Raw genomic sequence first — 14,523 nt, 5'->3', positions numbered from 1 at the left:
TCGTTTGCGGCGTCAGCTGAGGAGGCGAACTATAGCGAAGCCGCCCACCGGCGTCAACACCCGGCAGCACGTTTTTCGCGAAAAAACCACAAGCCATTGATTTTAATAGGCTGCAATTCTGAAAAATCCGGAACCACACGCCGGACCGGCTCTGCTACGCTGGACACCCTAACTCCATCCAACATGCAAATACCCATCAACCCATGCAACGACACTGGCTTTTCGATCTCGACGACACCCTGCACCACGCCGGCGCACAGGTCTTTCCGCTGATTACGCTACGGATGACCAGTTACATCATGCAGCATCTACAGGTTGACGAAAACGAGGCGCACCGCCTGCGCAAGCTGTACTGGCGGTGTTATGGCGCGACCCTTGGCGGCCTGGTCAGGCATCACCGTATCGACGCCGACCATTTCCTGCGCAGCACTCATGACATGGCCGAGCTGCTCCCCCTGATCGACAGCAGCAACCAGCTACCGCAGTTGCTGAGCCGCCTGCCGGGACGCAAGTGGGTGTTCTCCAACGGTCCGCAACACTATGTAGAGGCGATGATCGAACACCTGCGCATCGGCCATCTGTTCGAGGAGGTTTTCGGCATCGAACGCTTCGGTCACCCCAAGCCGCGGGTCGCCGCTTTCCGGAGGGTACTGCGTCAGAGCGGCATTGCCGCCGAGCGCTGCATCATGGTGGAAGATTCTGCGGCCAACCTGCGCACGGCACGGCAGCTGGGCATGCGGACGGTGTGGCTCAGCCAGCAGAAGCGCAAGCCGTGCTGGGTCGACTACCGCATCAGCAGCCTGAGCCAGTTGCCGCGACTGGCAGTCAGCGCCGGCCCTGCTGCCTGAGCGACAGCAGCAGGCAGGCAAATGCTGCCAACGGCCACAAGTCGGCCACCAGATCGACCAGCGCGCTCATATTCAACAGGTGACCATAACTCCAGCGGAACAGCGACAACACGTCGGACTGCAGACCGGACAGTGGCCAGAACGACACCACCAGCTGCGACAGCAGCAGGCACAGCATGGCGCCCACGGTTTGCGGCCAACGTTGGCCGCGCGTCACCACCCACACCAGCAACAGGCCGCCGAGCAGGCCCAGCGCGACGTTGAGATTGACCCACTGGAAGAACAGCGCCGGCTTCAGCAACGCACCGGCGGTGACCAGCTTCAGCACGATCACCGTCAGCAGGAAATAGGCGATGGCGCGCAGCTGATACTGGCGCCGGCTCAGGAAGCAGGTCAGGAACAGCAGGCTGCCGGCGAGATTGAGCATCGCGCTGCCGCCTTCGATCAGCATCAGGAACAGCTGCGGATCCTGTAGCGGCGAAATATACGGCTGCGGCAGCCCTTCCGGCAGCACCACCATACCGAACAGCGGAATCGCCGGATTCAGCTGCGTCAGGAACCACAGCCCGATCAGCAGTAGCGCGTAGTCGGCACTGCTGTCGCCGACGAACCAGCGCCGGCGCAAGGCCTTGCCCTGCGCCCAGAAACGGGAGAACAGCGGAAATGTCGCCAGTGTCGCGCCGCAGGCAGCACCGCCGGTGTTGTACAGCACGTCAAGATTGGACGCGACGCGCAGCGGCAGGAACTGCTGCAAGGTCTCCACCAGCACGCTGCTGACACTGGCCACCACCATCGCCAGCGCCCAGCCCTGCCACTTGCGGTGCGGCACCAGCGCCAGGCTGAAGCCGTAGGGAATGTAGATCAGCAGGTTGACGGCATTGTCGAAAAAACGGGTGTAGTACGGCAGCGGGTAGAACAGGAAGTCGAACAGCGGCAAGCCGGTATCCCGCCAGCCGGTAAACGGATAGGCACTGAGAAATACGATCAGTGCGGCATTGATCAGTGCCGCATGCAATGCAACATGGCTGCGGCTTGCGCCGGGAGAAACAGGGGCGGAATTCATCAGTGTCACACGGCCGGACCGCAGTTCAGGCCGGCACCTCCGACCAGATACCCTCATGAAAGAGGCGGCGATAGCGCGTCAGCCATGGCGCGATGTCAAAGCCATGCTGCGCCAGCCAGGCTGGATCGAAATAACTGTTGAGGTAGCGGTTGCCATCGTCACACAGCAGCGTGACGATGCTGCCGCGCTGCCCGTTACGCTGCATCTGCGCCGCCAGCTGGCAGACACCGTAGAAATTGGTGCCGGTGGAGCCGCCACACTTGCGCCCGAGTACCTCTTCCAGAAAATGCACTGCGGCGTAGCTGGCCACGTTCGGCACGCGGATCATGTGATCGACCACGCCGGGAATGAAGGACGGCTCGACACGCGGGCGACCGATGCCTTCCACCCCGGAGCCGCCGCTGCACTGCCGGTCGCGCTGGCCGCGATAAAAGCTATCGTAGAATACCGAGTTTTCCGGATCCACCACGCACACCCGTGTCGCCAGGCGCTGGTAACGCACGTAACGGCCAAAGGTGGCACTGGTGCCGCCGGTGCCGGCGCCGCACACGATCCACTCCGGCACCGGATGCGGCTCCAGTGCCATCTGCCGGAAAATGGTATCGGCGATGTTGTTGTTGCCGCGCCAGTCGGTGGCACGCTCGGCATAGGTGAACTGGTCCATGTAATGGCCGTCCAGCTGCTGCGCCAGTTGCCGCGACACGTCATAGATGGTGGCCGGATCATCGACCAGGTGGCAGCGCCCGCCGTAGAACTCGATGGCACGGATTTTCTCGGCCGAGGTGCTGCGCGGCATCACCGCGATGAACGGCAGGCCCAGCAGGCGGGCGAAGTAGGCCTCCGACACCGCGGTACTGCCGCTGGACGCCTCGATGATGCTGGTGCCGGCCTTGATCCAGCCATTGCACAGGCCATAGAGGAACAGGGAGCGTGCCAGACGGTGCTTGAGGCTGCCGGTCGGATGGGTGGACTCGTCCTTGAAGTAGAGCTGGATGCCAGGCAAGCCCGGCAGCGGCAAGGAAATCAGGTGCGTATCGCTGGAGCGATTGAAGTCTGCCTCGATCTTTTGTACCGCCTGCGCTACCCAGCTGCTCATCGTCATCTCCTTGGAATAGGCGCATTGTACCCGAGTCATGCAAAAAGAGCGCCGCAGCGGCGATACCCCGCCCATGCCAGCCGCCATACATTGATGCTGCCTGTGCACATCAGGAGCACACAAACGTGCGATGATGTCGCCCTGCACTGCGCAGGCATACCGGCGAAACGGAGAGGCCCGAATGGTGCTGATGGCAACACCGCCAGAAAACCCGGCCCGGTTTCTTCTTGCGCCACGACATGCCTGCCATGGCGCAATTGAACGACAAGCATGACCATGCTCCCATGGCAGGGTCTTTTTGCATCAGATCATGAAAATCATGAAATACCACGACCTGCGGGACTTCATGTCCCAGCTTGAGTCGCAAGGCGAGCTCAAGCGCATCAAGGTGCCGGTATCGCCGCACCTGGAAATGACCGAAATCGGTGACCGCGTGCTGAAGGCCGGCGGCCCGGCGCTGCTGTTCGAAACGCCGCAACAGGGCGACAAGCGCTACGACATCCCGGTGCTGGCCAACCTGTTCGGCACCCCCAAGCGGGTGGCGATGGGCATGGGCGCGGCCGACGTGATGGAATTGCGCGAGATCGGCAAGACCCTGGCCTATCTGAAGGAGCCGGAGCCGCCGAAGGGCCTGCGCGATGCCTGGGACAAGCTGCCGCTCTTGAAGCAGGTGCTGTCGATGGCGCCGAAGGAGGTGAAAAAGGCGCCGTGCCAGCAGATCGTATGGGAAGGCGACGAGGTGGACCTCTCCCGCCTGCCGATCCAGCACTGCTGGCCGGGCGACGTGGCACCGCTGATTACCTGGGGCCTGACCGTGACGCGCGGCCCGCACAAGAAGCGGCAGAACCTCGGCATCTACCGCCAGCAGGTGATCGGCCGCAACCGCGTGATCATGCGCTGGCTGGCGCACCGTGGCGGTGCGCTGGACTACCGCGAATTCCGTGCGGCCAACCCGGACACGCCCTACCCGGTCGCGGTGGTGCTGGGCTGCGACCCGGCCACCATTCTGGGCGCGGTGACGCCGGTGCCGGACACGCTGTCCGAGTACCAGTTCGCCGGCCTGCTGCGCGGCAGCCGCACCGAGCTGGTGAAATGCATCGGCTCCGACCTGCAAGTGCCGGCCAGCGCCGAAATCGTGCTGGAAGGCCACATCCACCCGAACGACATGGCGATGGAAGGCCCGTACGGTGACCACACCGGCTATTACAACGAGCAGGACAGCTTCCCGGTATTCACCATCGACCGCATCACCATGCGCGAGAACCCGGTGTACCACAGCACCTACACCGGCAAACCGCCGGACGAGCCGGCCATCCTCGGCGTGGCGCTGAACGAAGTGTTCGTGCCCATCCTGCAGAAGCAGTTTCCGGAGATCGTCGACTTCTACCTGCCGCCGGAAGGCTGCAGCTACCGCATGGCGGTGGTGTCCATCAAGAAGCAGTACCCCGGCCACGCCAAGCGCGTGATGATGGGCTGCTGGAGCTTCCTGCGCCAGTTCATGTACACCAAGTTCATCGTGGTGGTCGACGACGACGTGAATACGCGTGACTGGAAAGAGGTGATCTGGGCCATTACCACGCGCATGGACCCGGTGCGCGATACCACGCTGATCGAGCACACGCCGATCGACTACCTGGACTTTGCCAGCCCAATCTCCGGGCTGGGCGGCAAGATGGGGCTGGACGCCACCAACAAGCTGCCGGGCGAAACCAGCCGCGAATGGGGCACCCCGATCGTGATGGATGCCGGCACCCGCCAGCGGGTGGACGAGCTGTGGCAGCAGCTGGGCCTCTGACACACCGCCGCAAATAATTGTGTTTCCCCGGACGGGGCGCGTTATCATCGCGCCCTGTCCGTACTTACCCTGGAGATCCCACCATGATTAATGCCAATTCCCGCCAGCGCCTGAAACGCCTGAAACCCCGCCAGCGCAAGAAGCTGCGCGTTGGTGAGTTCCAGGAACTGGGCTTTACCGTGATCGCCAACCTGAAAGAAGACGCCGCTGCCGGCGCCCACGACGGCCTGCTGGATGCCTGGCTGGACGCGGTCGAGCAGCACGGTGTCAGCTTCGGCGGCCACTTCAGCGACGGCCAGCTGGACGGCATCGTATTCCCGATCAACGGCGTGGCGGTCACCGCCGAGATGCGCAGCGCGCTGAATGCCTGGCTGCAGGCACGCGCCGAAGTCAGCGATGTGGAATGCAGCGAGCTGCTGGACGTGTGGCACAGCGCCTGGTAAGGCTGCGGCCAAGCCTGGCACCATGAAAAAGCCTCCGCCTGCGGAGGCTTTTTCCATGCCGTTTTCTATCCGCGTCAGGGCGCGGTCAGCCGGCGCCGCGCATACAGCAGCAGGCCGTCGGCCAGATGCCGGTACAGCCGCGGCGCACGTGACGAAGGTTGGCCGCACAGCGGCGCCGGGTCGCCGGCCGCGGCCAGCGTCTGGCACAGCGCCAGCTGTTCGTGCTGCCACGCCAGCCAGTCGGCCTCGCCGCGGCGTTGCAGGCGCTGGTACTGCTGCGGCCACGGCGCACCGGACTGCAGGGTGCGCCAGCCGAAAAACAGCAGCGAATGCCACAGGGCAAAGCTGCTGCGATACTGGCGGCGGCACAGCGCCGGCAACACGGTGTTGACCGCCAGCAGCAAGGGCAACAGGGGCTGGATCATGGGACCTCCTTTTTGTGCAATGCACAAAACCGGTATAAACCGCTTCCGCCGCCTTGCCAAGGCCCTTCGTCACATCGCCCCCTCCGTTGCCCGCCCCCATCGAATCGGCACAAAAAAAGACGCCCCCTGCGGCAAACCGCACGGCGACGCCCTATTAAGAACGTGTTCACGATCTCGCGAGCTAGAGCGGGACAAGGCGAAAACGCCTGAGGAAGCGGAGTTTACAAGTCGTAAATGAGCATTCCGAAGGCGTTTTCAACGCGGTATCGCCGACGCGCAGCAGATCGTGAATACGTTCTAAAGGGACCTGCAAACTTACAGCGTAACCCAGCGCGGGCTGGTCAGCGCCTCCGGCTGCAGCAGCTTGTCCAGCTGCTCGCGCGTCAGCAGGCCGCGACGCAGCACGATGTCGTAGACGCTGCCGCCGTTGGTGTGCGCCTCGGTCGCCACTTCGGTGGCGGCGGCGTAGCCGATGTAGGGGTTCAGCGCCGTCACCAGACCGACGGAACGGTGCACGGTGTCCAGCAGGTAGTCGCGGTTGGCGGTGATGCCGACCACGCAGTTTTCGCGCAGCGTGTCGCAGGCCGCGCTCAGGTGGCTGACGCTGCGGAACAGGCTGTAGGCGATCACCGGCTCGAAGGCGTTCAGCTGCAGCTGGCCGGCTTCCGCCGCCATGGTGACCGTCATGTCGTTGCCGATCACTTCATACGCCACCTGGGTCACCACCTCCGGGATCACCGGGTTGACCTTGCCCGGCATGATGGACGAACCGGCCTGGCGTGCCGGCAGGTTGATCTCGCCGAGGCCGGCGCGCGGCCCGGACGACAGCAGGCGCAGGTCGTTGCAGCTCTTGGACAGCTTCACCGCCACGCGCTTCAGTACCCCGGACAGCTGCACGAAGGCGCCGCAGTCCTGGGTCGCCTCGATCAGGTTCGGTGCCGTCTGCAGCGCGATGCCGGTCAGCACCGACAGCTTCTCGCACACCAGCGGCGTGTAGTCCGGATGGGCGGTGATGCCGGTGCCGATGGCGGTGGCGCCGAGGTTGATCTCCAGCATCAGCGCGCTGGCTTCGTACAGCCGCTGCTCGTCTTCGCCCAGCATCACCGCGTAGGTGCGGAACTCCTGCCCCAGCGTCATCGGTACCGCGTCCTGCAGCTGGGTGCGGCCCATCTTCAGCACGTCGGAGAATTCGTCGGCCTTGTCGTCGAAGCTGTCGCGCAGCCGCGCCATCGCCGCCAGCAGGCGCTGCACGCCCCAGAACGTCGCCAGACGCAGCGCGGTCGGGTATACATCGTTGGTGCTCTGCCCCATGTTCACGTGCTCGTTCGGGTGCAGGTACTGGTACTCGCCCTTGCCGTGGCCGAGGATCTCCAGCGCGCGGTTGGCGATCACCTCGTTGGCGTTCATGTTGGTGGAGGTGCCGGCGCCGCCCTGGATCACGTCGACCACGAACTGCTCGTGCAGCTTGCCGCCACGGATTTCCTCGCACGCCAGCACGATGGCGTCCTTGTGCACGGTGCCGAGCAGGCCGAGCTGGTGGTTGGCCTGCGCCGCCGCCTGCTTGATCACCGCCAGCGCGCGGATCAGGTCGCCGTAACCGGCGATGGTCTGGCCGGTAATCGGGAAGTTCTCGATGGCGCGCAGGGTATGCACACCCCAGTAAACGTGGGCCGGGACCTCGCGGTCGCCGAGCAGATCGTGTTCAAGACGGGTCGACATGGTGGTGTTCTTGTGTGAGGAAGGATGGCCGCCACTGTAGCGCCGCCGTGACCGCCCCGACCAATTCCGAATGGCGATGGGATGATGCAGGATTTGCATGATCGGCCATCGTGCTGCCAACGCGCGATCAAAAACCAAGAACATGCGGCCAACCTTGCGCCAAGGTTGGCCGCAATAGTGGATCTCGCCGTGCTACACCGCCGGATAGCGCGCCGCCAGCTGTTGCCACAGCGCATCCAGCGCCGGCAGCTCGCGCCGTGCGTCGCGGTAGACGCGGATCTCCATCGGCAGGGTCCACTGCTCGCCACCGGCGGCACACAACTGGCCGGCCGCCAGCTCGCGCTGCACCGCGCTGTGCGGCAGGAAGGCGACGCCGTGCCCTTCCAGCACCATCGCCTTCAGCCCCTCGGCCATGTCGGTCTCGAAACACTGCCGCAGCGCGCACACCGCCGGCGCCCGCTCCAGGATCAGGTCGGTCATGCGCCGGAAATAGGCGTTCGGGCCGTAACCGAGGAAGGGCAGCGGCGCGGCGCTGCTGCCGGGCAGCTGCCACTGCGGCTGGCCGTCCGCCAGCGCGCGCGCGAACGGCCCCAGCATCTCGCTGCCCAGGCGCAGGCCGGGATAGCGGCCGGCGCTCAGCTCCACCGGATGGCGCGGATGGTGGTAACACAGCAGCAGGTCGGCATTGCCCTCCACCAGCGCCACCACCGCGTCGTGCACATTGTGCGCCAGCAGGCGCCACGACACCTCGCCCAGCGCCGCGCGCTCGTCCGCCAGCCAGCCCGGCACGAAGCCGAACGACAGCGTGTGCGGCACCGCCAGCGTCAGCGTGGTACCGTCCGCCGCGTGCAGGCCGCGCAGCAGGGTGCGGGTACTGGACAGCTCGCCGACCAGCTGCCGCGCCTTGTCCAGCAGCAGCTCGCCGGCCGGCGTCAGCCGCGTCGGCCAGGTGGTGCGGTCGATCAGGTCGGCGCCCAGCCAGCTTTCCAGCGCCTTGATGCGGCGCGAGAACGCCGGTTGCGTCAGGTGGCGCAATTCGGCGGAGCGGGTAAAGCTGCCGGTCTCGGCCAATACCAGAAAGTCTTCCAGCCAGCGGGTTTCCATAGCACACCTCCTGCAATGGCCTGCAGCGTAATCGCTCTGCCAACCTTTTTCATGACATCAACGGATGCGCTTCAGTCGCGCTCCAGCTCCCACAATGCCGACTGCAGCGATTCCATCCGTGCATCCAGCGCGCTGCGGGCGTCGGCCAGTGCGCGGTTGTAGATCGCCGGACCGATACGCCCGGCGACGAACAACAGCAGCGACTGCGCGTCGAACGCGCCCAGCTCCACCCCGAACTCGCTGTCCAGCTGGCGCTGCAGCGCGGGGGCCAGCTCGGCAAGCTGGGCGTGGCTGAGGAAACGTTCGTCGCGACTCATGGCAAGACTCCGGAATGACGCGCCGCCGCCGGACGGCAGCAGCGCAAAACGCGCAGTCTATCAGCCCTGCTTGGCCATTGCCGGTTGCAGCTCGACGTCGCGGCCCTGCGGATCGATATCGTCATCCTCGTCCAGTTGCGGCAGGGCGGCGGTCAGTTCCTTCTCGGTCTTGGCCACCACGCAGGAGGCGATGGCGTTACCCAGCACGTTGGTGGCGGAACGGCCCATGTCCAGGAAGTGGTCGACGCCCAGCAGCAGCAGCAGGCCGGCTTCCGGAATGTTGAACTGCGCCAGGGTGGCGGCGATCACCACCAGCGACGCGCGCGGCACGCCGGCCATGCCCTTGGAGGTCACCATCAGGATCAGCAGCATGGTGATTTCCTGCGACAGCGTCAGATCGATGCCGTAGGCCTGGGCGATGAAGATGGCGGCGAAGGTGCAATACATCATCGAGCCATCGAGGTTGAACGAGTAGCCCATCGGCAGCACGAAGCTGGCGATGCGGTCGGAGCAGCCGAAGCGCTTCAGGCGGTCCAGCGTCTTCGGATAGGCGGCCTCGGAGCTGGCGGTGGAGAAGGCCAGCAGCGCCGGCTCGCGGATGGCGCGCAGCAGCTCGATGACGCGGCCCTTCAGGAAGATGGCGCCCATGCCCAGCAAGGCCAGCCACAACAGACCCAGCGACAGGTAGAACTGCGCCATGAAGCTGCCGTAGGTGGACAGGATGCCCAGGCCCTCTTTCGCCACCATGCCGGCGATCGCCGCGAACACCGCGAACGGCGCGAAGTTCATCACGTAGCCGGTGACCTTCAGCATGATGTGGGCCACCGCGTCGATGGCGTCGATCAGGCCACGGGCCTTGTCGCCGATGGCGGCGGCGCCGGTGCCGAAGAACAGCGAGAACACCACGATGGCGAGAATCTCGTTCTTGGCCAGCGCGTCGAATACGCTCTTCGGAATCAGGTGCGTGATGAAGTCCTTCAGCGTCAGTGCGCTCTTCTCGATGCCGGAGCTGGCGGTCACGTCCGGCAGCGGCAGGCCGAGGCCGACACCCGGTTTCAGCAGGTTCACCATCACCAGGCCCAGCAGCAGCGACACCAGCGACGCGGTGACGAACCAGCCCATCGCCTTGGCGCCGATGCGGCCAACGGTGGCGGAGTCACCCATGCGCGCAATACCCACCACCAGTGTGGAGAACACCAGCGGCGCGATGATCATCTTGATCAGACGCAGGAAGATATCGGTAAGAATGGACAGCTGGTCGGCGAAGGATTTGATCGCTTCCGGGCTGCCGGCCAGCTGGTGCCAGCCGTAACCGGTGATGATGCCCAGCACCATCGCGGCCAGGATCATCGTTGTCAGTCGATTGAGTTTCACGTGGACTCCATGCATATGAGGGTCAATAACACTTTCGTGGAACCGGGCGGGCCCGGTGTGCCGGCATCTGGACGTGCCGTTGGACTGCGCTATAGCATGCACCATGCCAGTTCCGGCCATGGCCAACACCATGATTTGCAAGGCAATAAATCGGCAACACCGGCAAGGGCAACGGTAATCCGGACAAGCGGCCGGTTTGCGTCCGGATTTCCGAACGCCCGCCGCCGTTGCACGGCGATAAAAAAACCGCCCGTCATGGCTGGCATGACGGGCGGTGTGATGACAGGGCTACTTCAGTCGCCGCTGCCGGCCTGCGCCACCCAGTCGGCGGTGTGCGCCGCCGCCTTGAACTCGTGCACCACCTGTTGCAGCTCGGCAAAGGCACGCGGCGCGTCCAGCGCGGCGCAGGCACTGCGCAGGGCCACCAGATGGCCGGCCAGCTGCGCCGGCGGCAGGTGGTACTCCTGCGCCCGCATGATGCGCGGATGGTCGGTGGCCAGAACGCCGTCGCCGATCAGCAGCTCCTCGTACAGCTTCTCGCCCGGACGCAGCCCGGTGCAGCGGATCTCGATGTCGCCGTGCGGGTGGTAGTCGTCGCGCACCTCCAGCCCGGACAGGTGGATCATGCGCCGCGCCAGATCGATGATCTTCACCGGCTCACCCATGTCCAGCACGAACACGTCGCCGCCCTCGCCCATCGCGCCGGCCTGGATCACCAGCTGCGCCGCCTCGGGGATGGTCATGAAGTAGCGGGTGATGTCGGGGTGGGTCAGCGTCACCGGCCCGCCGCTGGCGATCTGCTGCTTGAACAGCGGCACCACCGAGCCGGAGCTGCCCAGCACGTTGCCGAAGCGCACCATCACGAAGCGGGTGCGGCTGCCGGCGGCGTGGCGCGCCTGCAGCGTCAGCTCGGCCAGGCGCTTGCTGGCACCCATCACGTTGGTGGGCCGCACCGCTTTATCAGTAGAAATCAGCACAAAGGTGGCGACGCCGGCGTCCTGTGCCGCCTGCGCGCAGCTGTCGGTACCAAAGGCGTTGTTGACGATGCCGGCCACCGGATTGTGCTCCACCATCGGCACATGTTTATAAGCCGCCGCGTGGTACACCGTCTCCACCGCGAACGCCCGCAGCACCGAGGCCAGCCGCGCGGTATCGGTGACGCTGCCCAGCACCGGCGTGCGCGCCACCGCCGGCGCCAGCCGCGCCAGCTCCTGGTCGATCGCGTACAGCGCGTATTCACTCAACTCAAACAGCACGATGCGCGCCGGACGGTTTTTCACGATCTGGCGGCACAGCTCGGCGCCGATGGAGCCGCCGGCGCCGGTGACCATCACCACCTTGCCGCGGATATTGGCGGCCAGCAGCTCCGGCTGCGGCGGCACCTGGTCGCGGCCGAGCACGTCGTCGATCTCCACCTCGCGCAGCTCTTCCACCCGCACCTCGCCGGACACCAGATCGGCCATGCCCGGCAGGCGCTTGATCGGCACGTGCAGCGTTTCCAGCTGCTCCAAGATCTGGCGGTGGCGGCCGCGGCTGGCCGACGGCATCGCCAGCAGGATGGCCTCGGCGCCGCTGTCCTGCAGCAGTTGCGGCAGGGTCAGCGGATCGTGCACCGTCAGGCCGCGGAAGGTGCGGCGCCACAGCTGCGGGTTATCATCGACAAAGGCCAGCGGCCGGTACTCACGCCCCTCGTGCAGGGCCGCCATCAGCTGCAGCCCGGCCCGGCCGGCGCCGTAGATGATCACCGGCCGCCGCGGCGCGTCCAGCGCGTCGATGCGGCGCACGATGCCGCGCAAAAAGAAGCGGCTACCGCCGATATAGGCCATCGCGAACACCCAGAAGATCACGATGGCGGTGCGCGGGAACGGCGCGATGCCGGCCATCAGGATCACCGCCATCAGCAGCAGCACCGACAGCGACACGCCGACGAACACGGTGTAGACGATGCGGTCGTCGAGGAATTTCAGCACCGCGCGGTACAGGCCGAGCTTGATGAAGATGGGCAGCACCCACAGCGGCGGCACCGCGAAAATCCACAGGTAAGGGTCCAGCTTCGGGTCCCAGTTGCCGCCCAGGCGCAGCAGCACCGCGCTCCACAGCGCCAGCGGCAGCAGCAATGCATCCAGCAGCATCAGCAGCGCCATCTTGTGGTGGCGCGAGAAGGACAGCAGTTTTTCCAGCATGTTGTTCCCAAGGTTGGCCGCAGGCTGCGACCGAAAACTCAACGCGACACGATCTTCAGCAAGGTGGCGACGATGATCAGCACATCGCCCCACAGCGTGTAGCTGCGCGCGTACTGCACGTAGTAATCCAGCTTCTGCGGCAGGATCGATTCGACATACATCTTCTCCGCATCCACCGCTTTGCCGAGGATTTCGTTCTCGTCGATCATGCGGATCGACGCCCAGTCGGTAATGCCGGGGCGTACCGACAGCACGATCTCCTTCACCGCCGCCGGATAGTGTGCCACGTACTTCGGCACCTCCGGCCGCGGTCCGACCAGACTCATGTCGCCGAACAGCACGTCCAAGAGCTGCGGCAGCTCGTCGAGCTTGGTCTTGCGCAGCAGGCGCCCGGCGCGGGTGACGCGGGCGTCGGCGCCCACCGTCAGCTGGCCGGAGGCTTCGGCATTGATCTGCATGGTGCGGAACTTGTGGATGCGGAACAGCTGCCCGCCGTGCCCTACCCGCACCTGGCGGAAGAACACCGGGCCGGGCGAATCCAGCTTCACCCACAACGCGATGGCCAGCAGCAGCGGCCAGATCAGCCACAGCCCGCACAGCACCGCCAGCAGATCGAACAGGCGCTTGACGGTCGGCGAGCCGTGGGATGCGGCCAACGTTGGCCGCAACGTATCCACGCTGCCCTCTACACCTTGCTTGTTTTCTGGCTTGTCGCTCATCACTTGCCCAGCACTTCACGCACCGCGGCAATCACACGGCTCTGATCGTCATCCGTCATGCGGGTGTACAGCGGCAGCGTCACCTCGGCCTCGAACGCCGCATCGGCTACCGGGAAGCTTTCGCGCTTGAGGCTGTAGCCGTCGCGCCATACCGGCTGGCGGTGCAGCGGGATGAAGTGCACCGAGCAGCCGATGCCCAGCTCCGCCATGCGCGCGATGAAATCGTCGCGGCTGATGCCGGCTTCCGGCTTCAGGCGCACCGGGTACAAATGCCAGGCGTGCGTACTGCCGGCATCCTGCGGGCGTGCCGGCAGGATCAGTGGCAGATCGGCCAGCTCGCGGTCGAAGCGTGCGGCCAGGGCTTCGCGCTTGGCCAGGAAGGCATTGATCTTCTTCAGCTGGTGGATGCCCATCGCCGCGGCAGTATCCGGCATGTTGTACTTGTAGCCGGGGGCGACTACCTCGTAGTACCAGGCCGGGGTCTTGGAGGTGTAGCGGTCGAAGGCGTCGCGGCTGATGCCGTGCAGGCGCATCACCTTGCAGCGGGCGATGATGTCCTTGTTTTTGGACACCACCATGCCACCCTCGCCGGTGGTCATGGTCTTGTTGGCGTAGAAGCTGAACACGGTGACGTCGGAATCCAGCGTGCCAATCAACTTGCCCTTGTAATACGTCGGCATCGCGTGGGCGGCATCTTCGACGATCTTCAGCCCATGCTCGTGGGCAATGGCGATGATCGCGTCCATGTCGCAGGCGAGGCCGGCAAAGTGCACCGGCATGATGGCGCGGGTCTTGGCCGTGATCGCGGCACGGATCGCCTGCGGGCGGATGTTGAAGGTCACCGGATCGACATCCACGATCACCGGATGCGCGCCGAGGTAGCGCACCACCTCGGCGGTGGCGGTAAAGGTGTAGCTGGGCACGATCACCTCGTCGCCCTCTTTCACCCCCACCGCCTCCAGCGCCAGATGCAGGCCGGCGGTGGCGGAGTTCACCGCAATGGCTTCCACGCCGTCACCGATAAACGCCGCAAAATCGGCCTCGAACTGCTTGGTCTTCGGACCGGTGGTTACCCAGCCGGAACGCAGCGCATCGACCACTTCGTTGATTTCGTCTTCGCCGATGTCAGGCAGGGCGAAGGGTAAAAATTTCTGTTCAGTCATTACTTTTGTCTTTCGTTCATTCCGGCCGGTTATCCCCGCCGGTTCATCATTCTTGCTTGCGGCCAACCTTGTCGGGTTACGCTGCGCTAACCCGACCTACCTTGAAACCAGAAACGTTGGCCGCAACGTCTGCGACGCGCCAAACCCGTAGCCCGGATAAGCGCAGCGCATCCGGGAAACCCGCGTCACCTGCCGCCAACACACGCCATCCTGCCCCGGATGCGCCTACGGCTTATCCGGGCTACGCTTTTGGCGAAGCAAAAGAAAGTAAGCC

13 protein-coding genes are annotated in these 14,523 nt (G+C 64.9%); 3 read left to right on the top strand and 10 right to left on the bottom strand.

Going from position 1 to position 14,523, the window contains the following annotated elements:
- Positions 1-203 precede the first annotated feature (203 nt).
- On the top strand, positions 204-848 hold the full coding sequence (locus tag IE083_RS12635; protein ID WP_189354065.1) for a pyrimidine 5'-nucleotidase: 645 nt from the start codon (positions 204-206) through the stop codon (positions 846-848).
- Here the strand turns inward: IE083_RS12635 and IE083_RS12630 are convergent.
- Positions 826-1,911 carry a VanZ family protein gene (locus IE083_RS12630; RefSeq protein WP_189354062.1) on the bottom strand — a complete coding sequence of 362 codons (1,086 nt, stop codon included), beginning with the start codon at positions 1,909-1,911 and terminating at the stop codon, positions 826-828. The genes IE083_RS12635 and IE083_RS12630 overlap by 23 nt on opposite strands.
- 25 nt (positions 1,912-1,936) lie before the next feature.
- Positions 1,937-3,007: a PLP-dependent cysteine synthase family protein gene (locus IE083_RS12625; RefSeq protein ID WP_308426746.1), complete on the bottom strand. Its 1,071-nt coding sequence runs from the start codon at positions 3,005-3,007 to the stop codon at positions 1,937-1,939.
- A gap of 319 nt (positions 3,008-3,326) precedes the next feature.
- On the opposite strand from IE083_RS12625, the gene ubiD reads away from it, so the two are divergent.
- Both ubiD and IE083_RS12615 read left to right on the top strand, forming a co-directional pair.
- A complete protein-coding gene (ubiD, locus tag IE083_RS12620) occupies positions 3,327-4,802 on the top strand; it encodes a 4-hydroxy-3-polyprenylbenzoate decarboxylase (RefSeq protein ID WP_189354074.1) in 1,476 nt (491 codons plus the stop codon).
- 83 nt (positions 4,803-4,885) lie between these two features.
- Positions 4,886-5,245, top strand: coding sequence for a YggL family protein (locus tag IE083_RS12615; RefSeq protein WP_189354061.1), 360 nt, complete (start codon positions 4,886-4,888; stop codon positions 5,243-5,245).
- 74 nt (positions 5,246-5,319) lie between these two features.
- On the opposite strand, the gene IE083_RS12610 is transcribed toward IE083_RS12615, so the two are convergent.
- From IE083_RS12610 to IE083_RS12575, 8 genes are all read right to left on the bottom strand, one after another.
- Positions 5,320-5,670 carry a hypothetical protein gene (locus IE083_RS12610; protein WP_189354058.1) on the bottom strand — a complete coding sequence of 117 codons (351 nt, stop codon included), beginning with the start codon at positions 5,668-5,670 and terminating at the stop codon, positions 5,320-5,322.
- A 315-nt stretch (positions 5,671-5,985) separates the two neighbouring features.
- Positions 5,986-7,389: an aspartate ammonia-lyase gene (gene aspA / locus IE083_RS12605; protein WP_189354056.1), complete on the bottom strand. Its 1,404-nt coding sequence runs from the start codon at positions 7,387-7,389 to the stop codon at positions 5,986-5,988.
- A 192-nt stretch (positions 7,390-7,581) separates the two neighbouring features.
- Positions 7,582-8,493: a LysR substrate-binding domain-containing protein gene (locus tag IE083_RS12600; RefSeq protein WP_189354054.1), complete on the bottom strand. Its 912-nt coding sequence runs from the start codon at positions 8,491-8,493 to the stop codon at positions 7,582-7,584.
- A gap of 71 nt (positions 8,494-8,564) precedes the next feature.
- Entirely contained in the window at positions 8,565-8,810 is a 246-nt protein-coding gene (locus IE083_RS12595) for a DUF2164 domain-containing protein (protein ID WP_189354051.1), read from the bottom strand.
- Positions 8,811-8,870: 60 nt separating this feature from the next.
- Positions 8,871-10,184 carry a dicarboxylate/amino acid:cation symporter gene (locus tag IE083_RS12590; RefSeq protein WP_189354048.1) on the bottom strand — a complete coding sequence of 438 codons (1,314 nt, stop codon included), beginning with the start codon at positions 10,182-10,184 and terminating at the stop codon, positions 8,871-8,873.
- A 293-nt stretch (positions 10,185-10,477) separates the two neighbouring features.
- The gene (locus IE083_RS12585) at positions 10,478-12,367 is read right to left on the bottom strand and encodes a polysaccharide biosynthesis protein (RefSeq protein WP_189354045.1); all 1,890 of its coding nucleotides are present in this window, start codon (positions 12,365-12,367) and stop codon (positions 10,478-10,480) included.
- A gap of 38 nt (positions 12,368-12,405) precedes the next feature.
- Positions 12,406-13,086: a sugar transferase gene (locus IE083_RS12580; protein ID WP_189354042.1), complete on the bottom strand. Its 681-nt coding sequence runs from the start codon at positions 13,084-13,086 to the stop codon at positions 12,406-12,408.
- Complete coding sequence (locus IE083_RS12575; protein WP_189354040.1) at positions 13,086-14,249, bottom strand: DegT/DnrJ/EryC1/StrS family aminotransferase; 1,164 nt, start codon at positions 14,247-14,249, stop codon at positions 13,086-13,088. Before IE083_RS12575 ends, IE083_RS12580 begins: the two co-directional genes overlap by 1 nt.
- Positions 14,250-14,523: the final 274 nt, after the last annotated feature.

This window comes from Vogesella fluminis, from assembly GCF_014652335.1.
GTDB classification, from domain to species: Bacteria; Pseudomonadota; Gammaproteobacteria; order Burkholderiales; family Chromobacteriaceae; genus Vogesella; species Vogesella fluminis.
The sequence above is the reverse complement of the archived record's forward strand: the minus strand, read 5'-3'. Positions and strand labels throughout refer to the sequence as shown.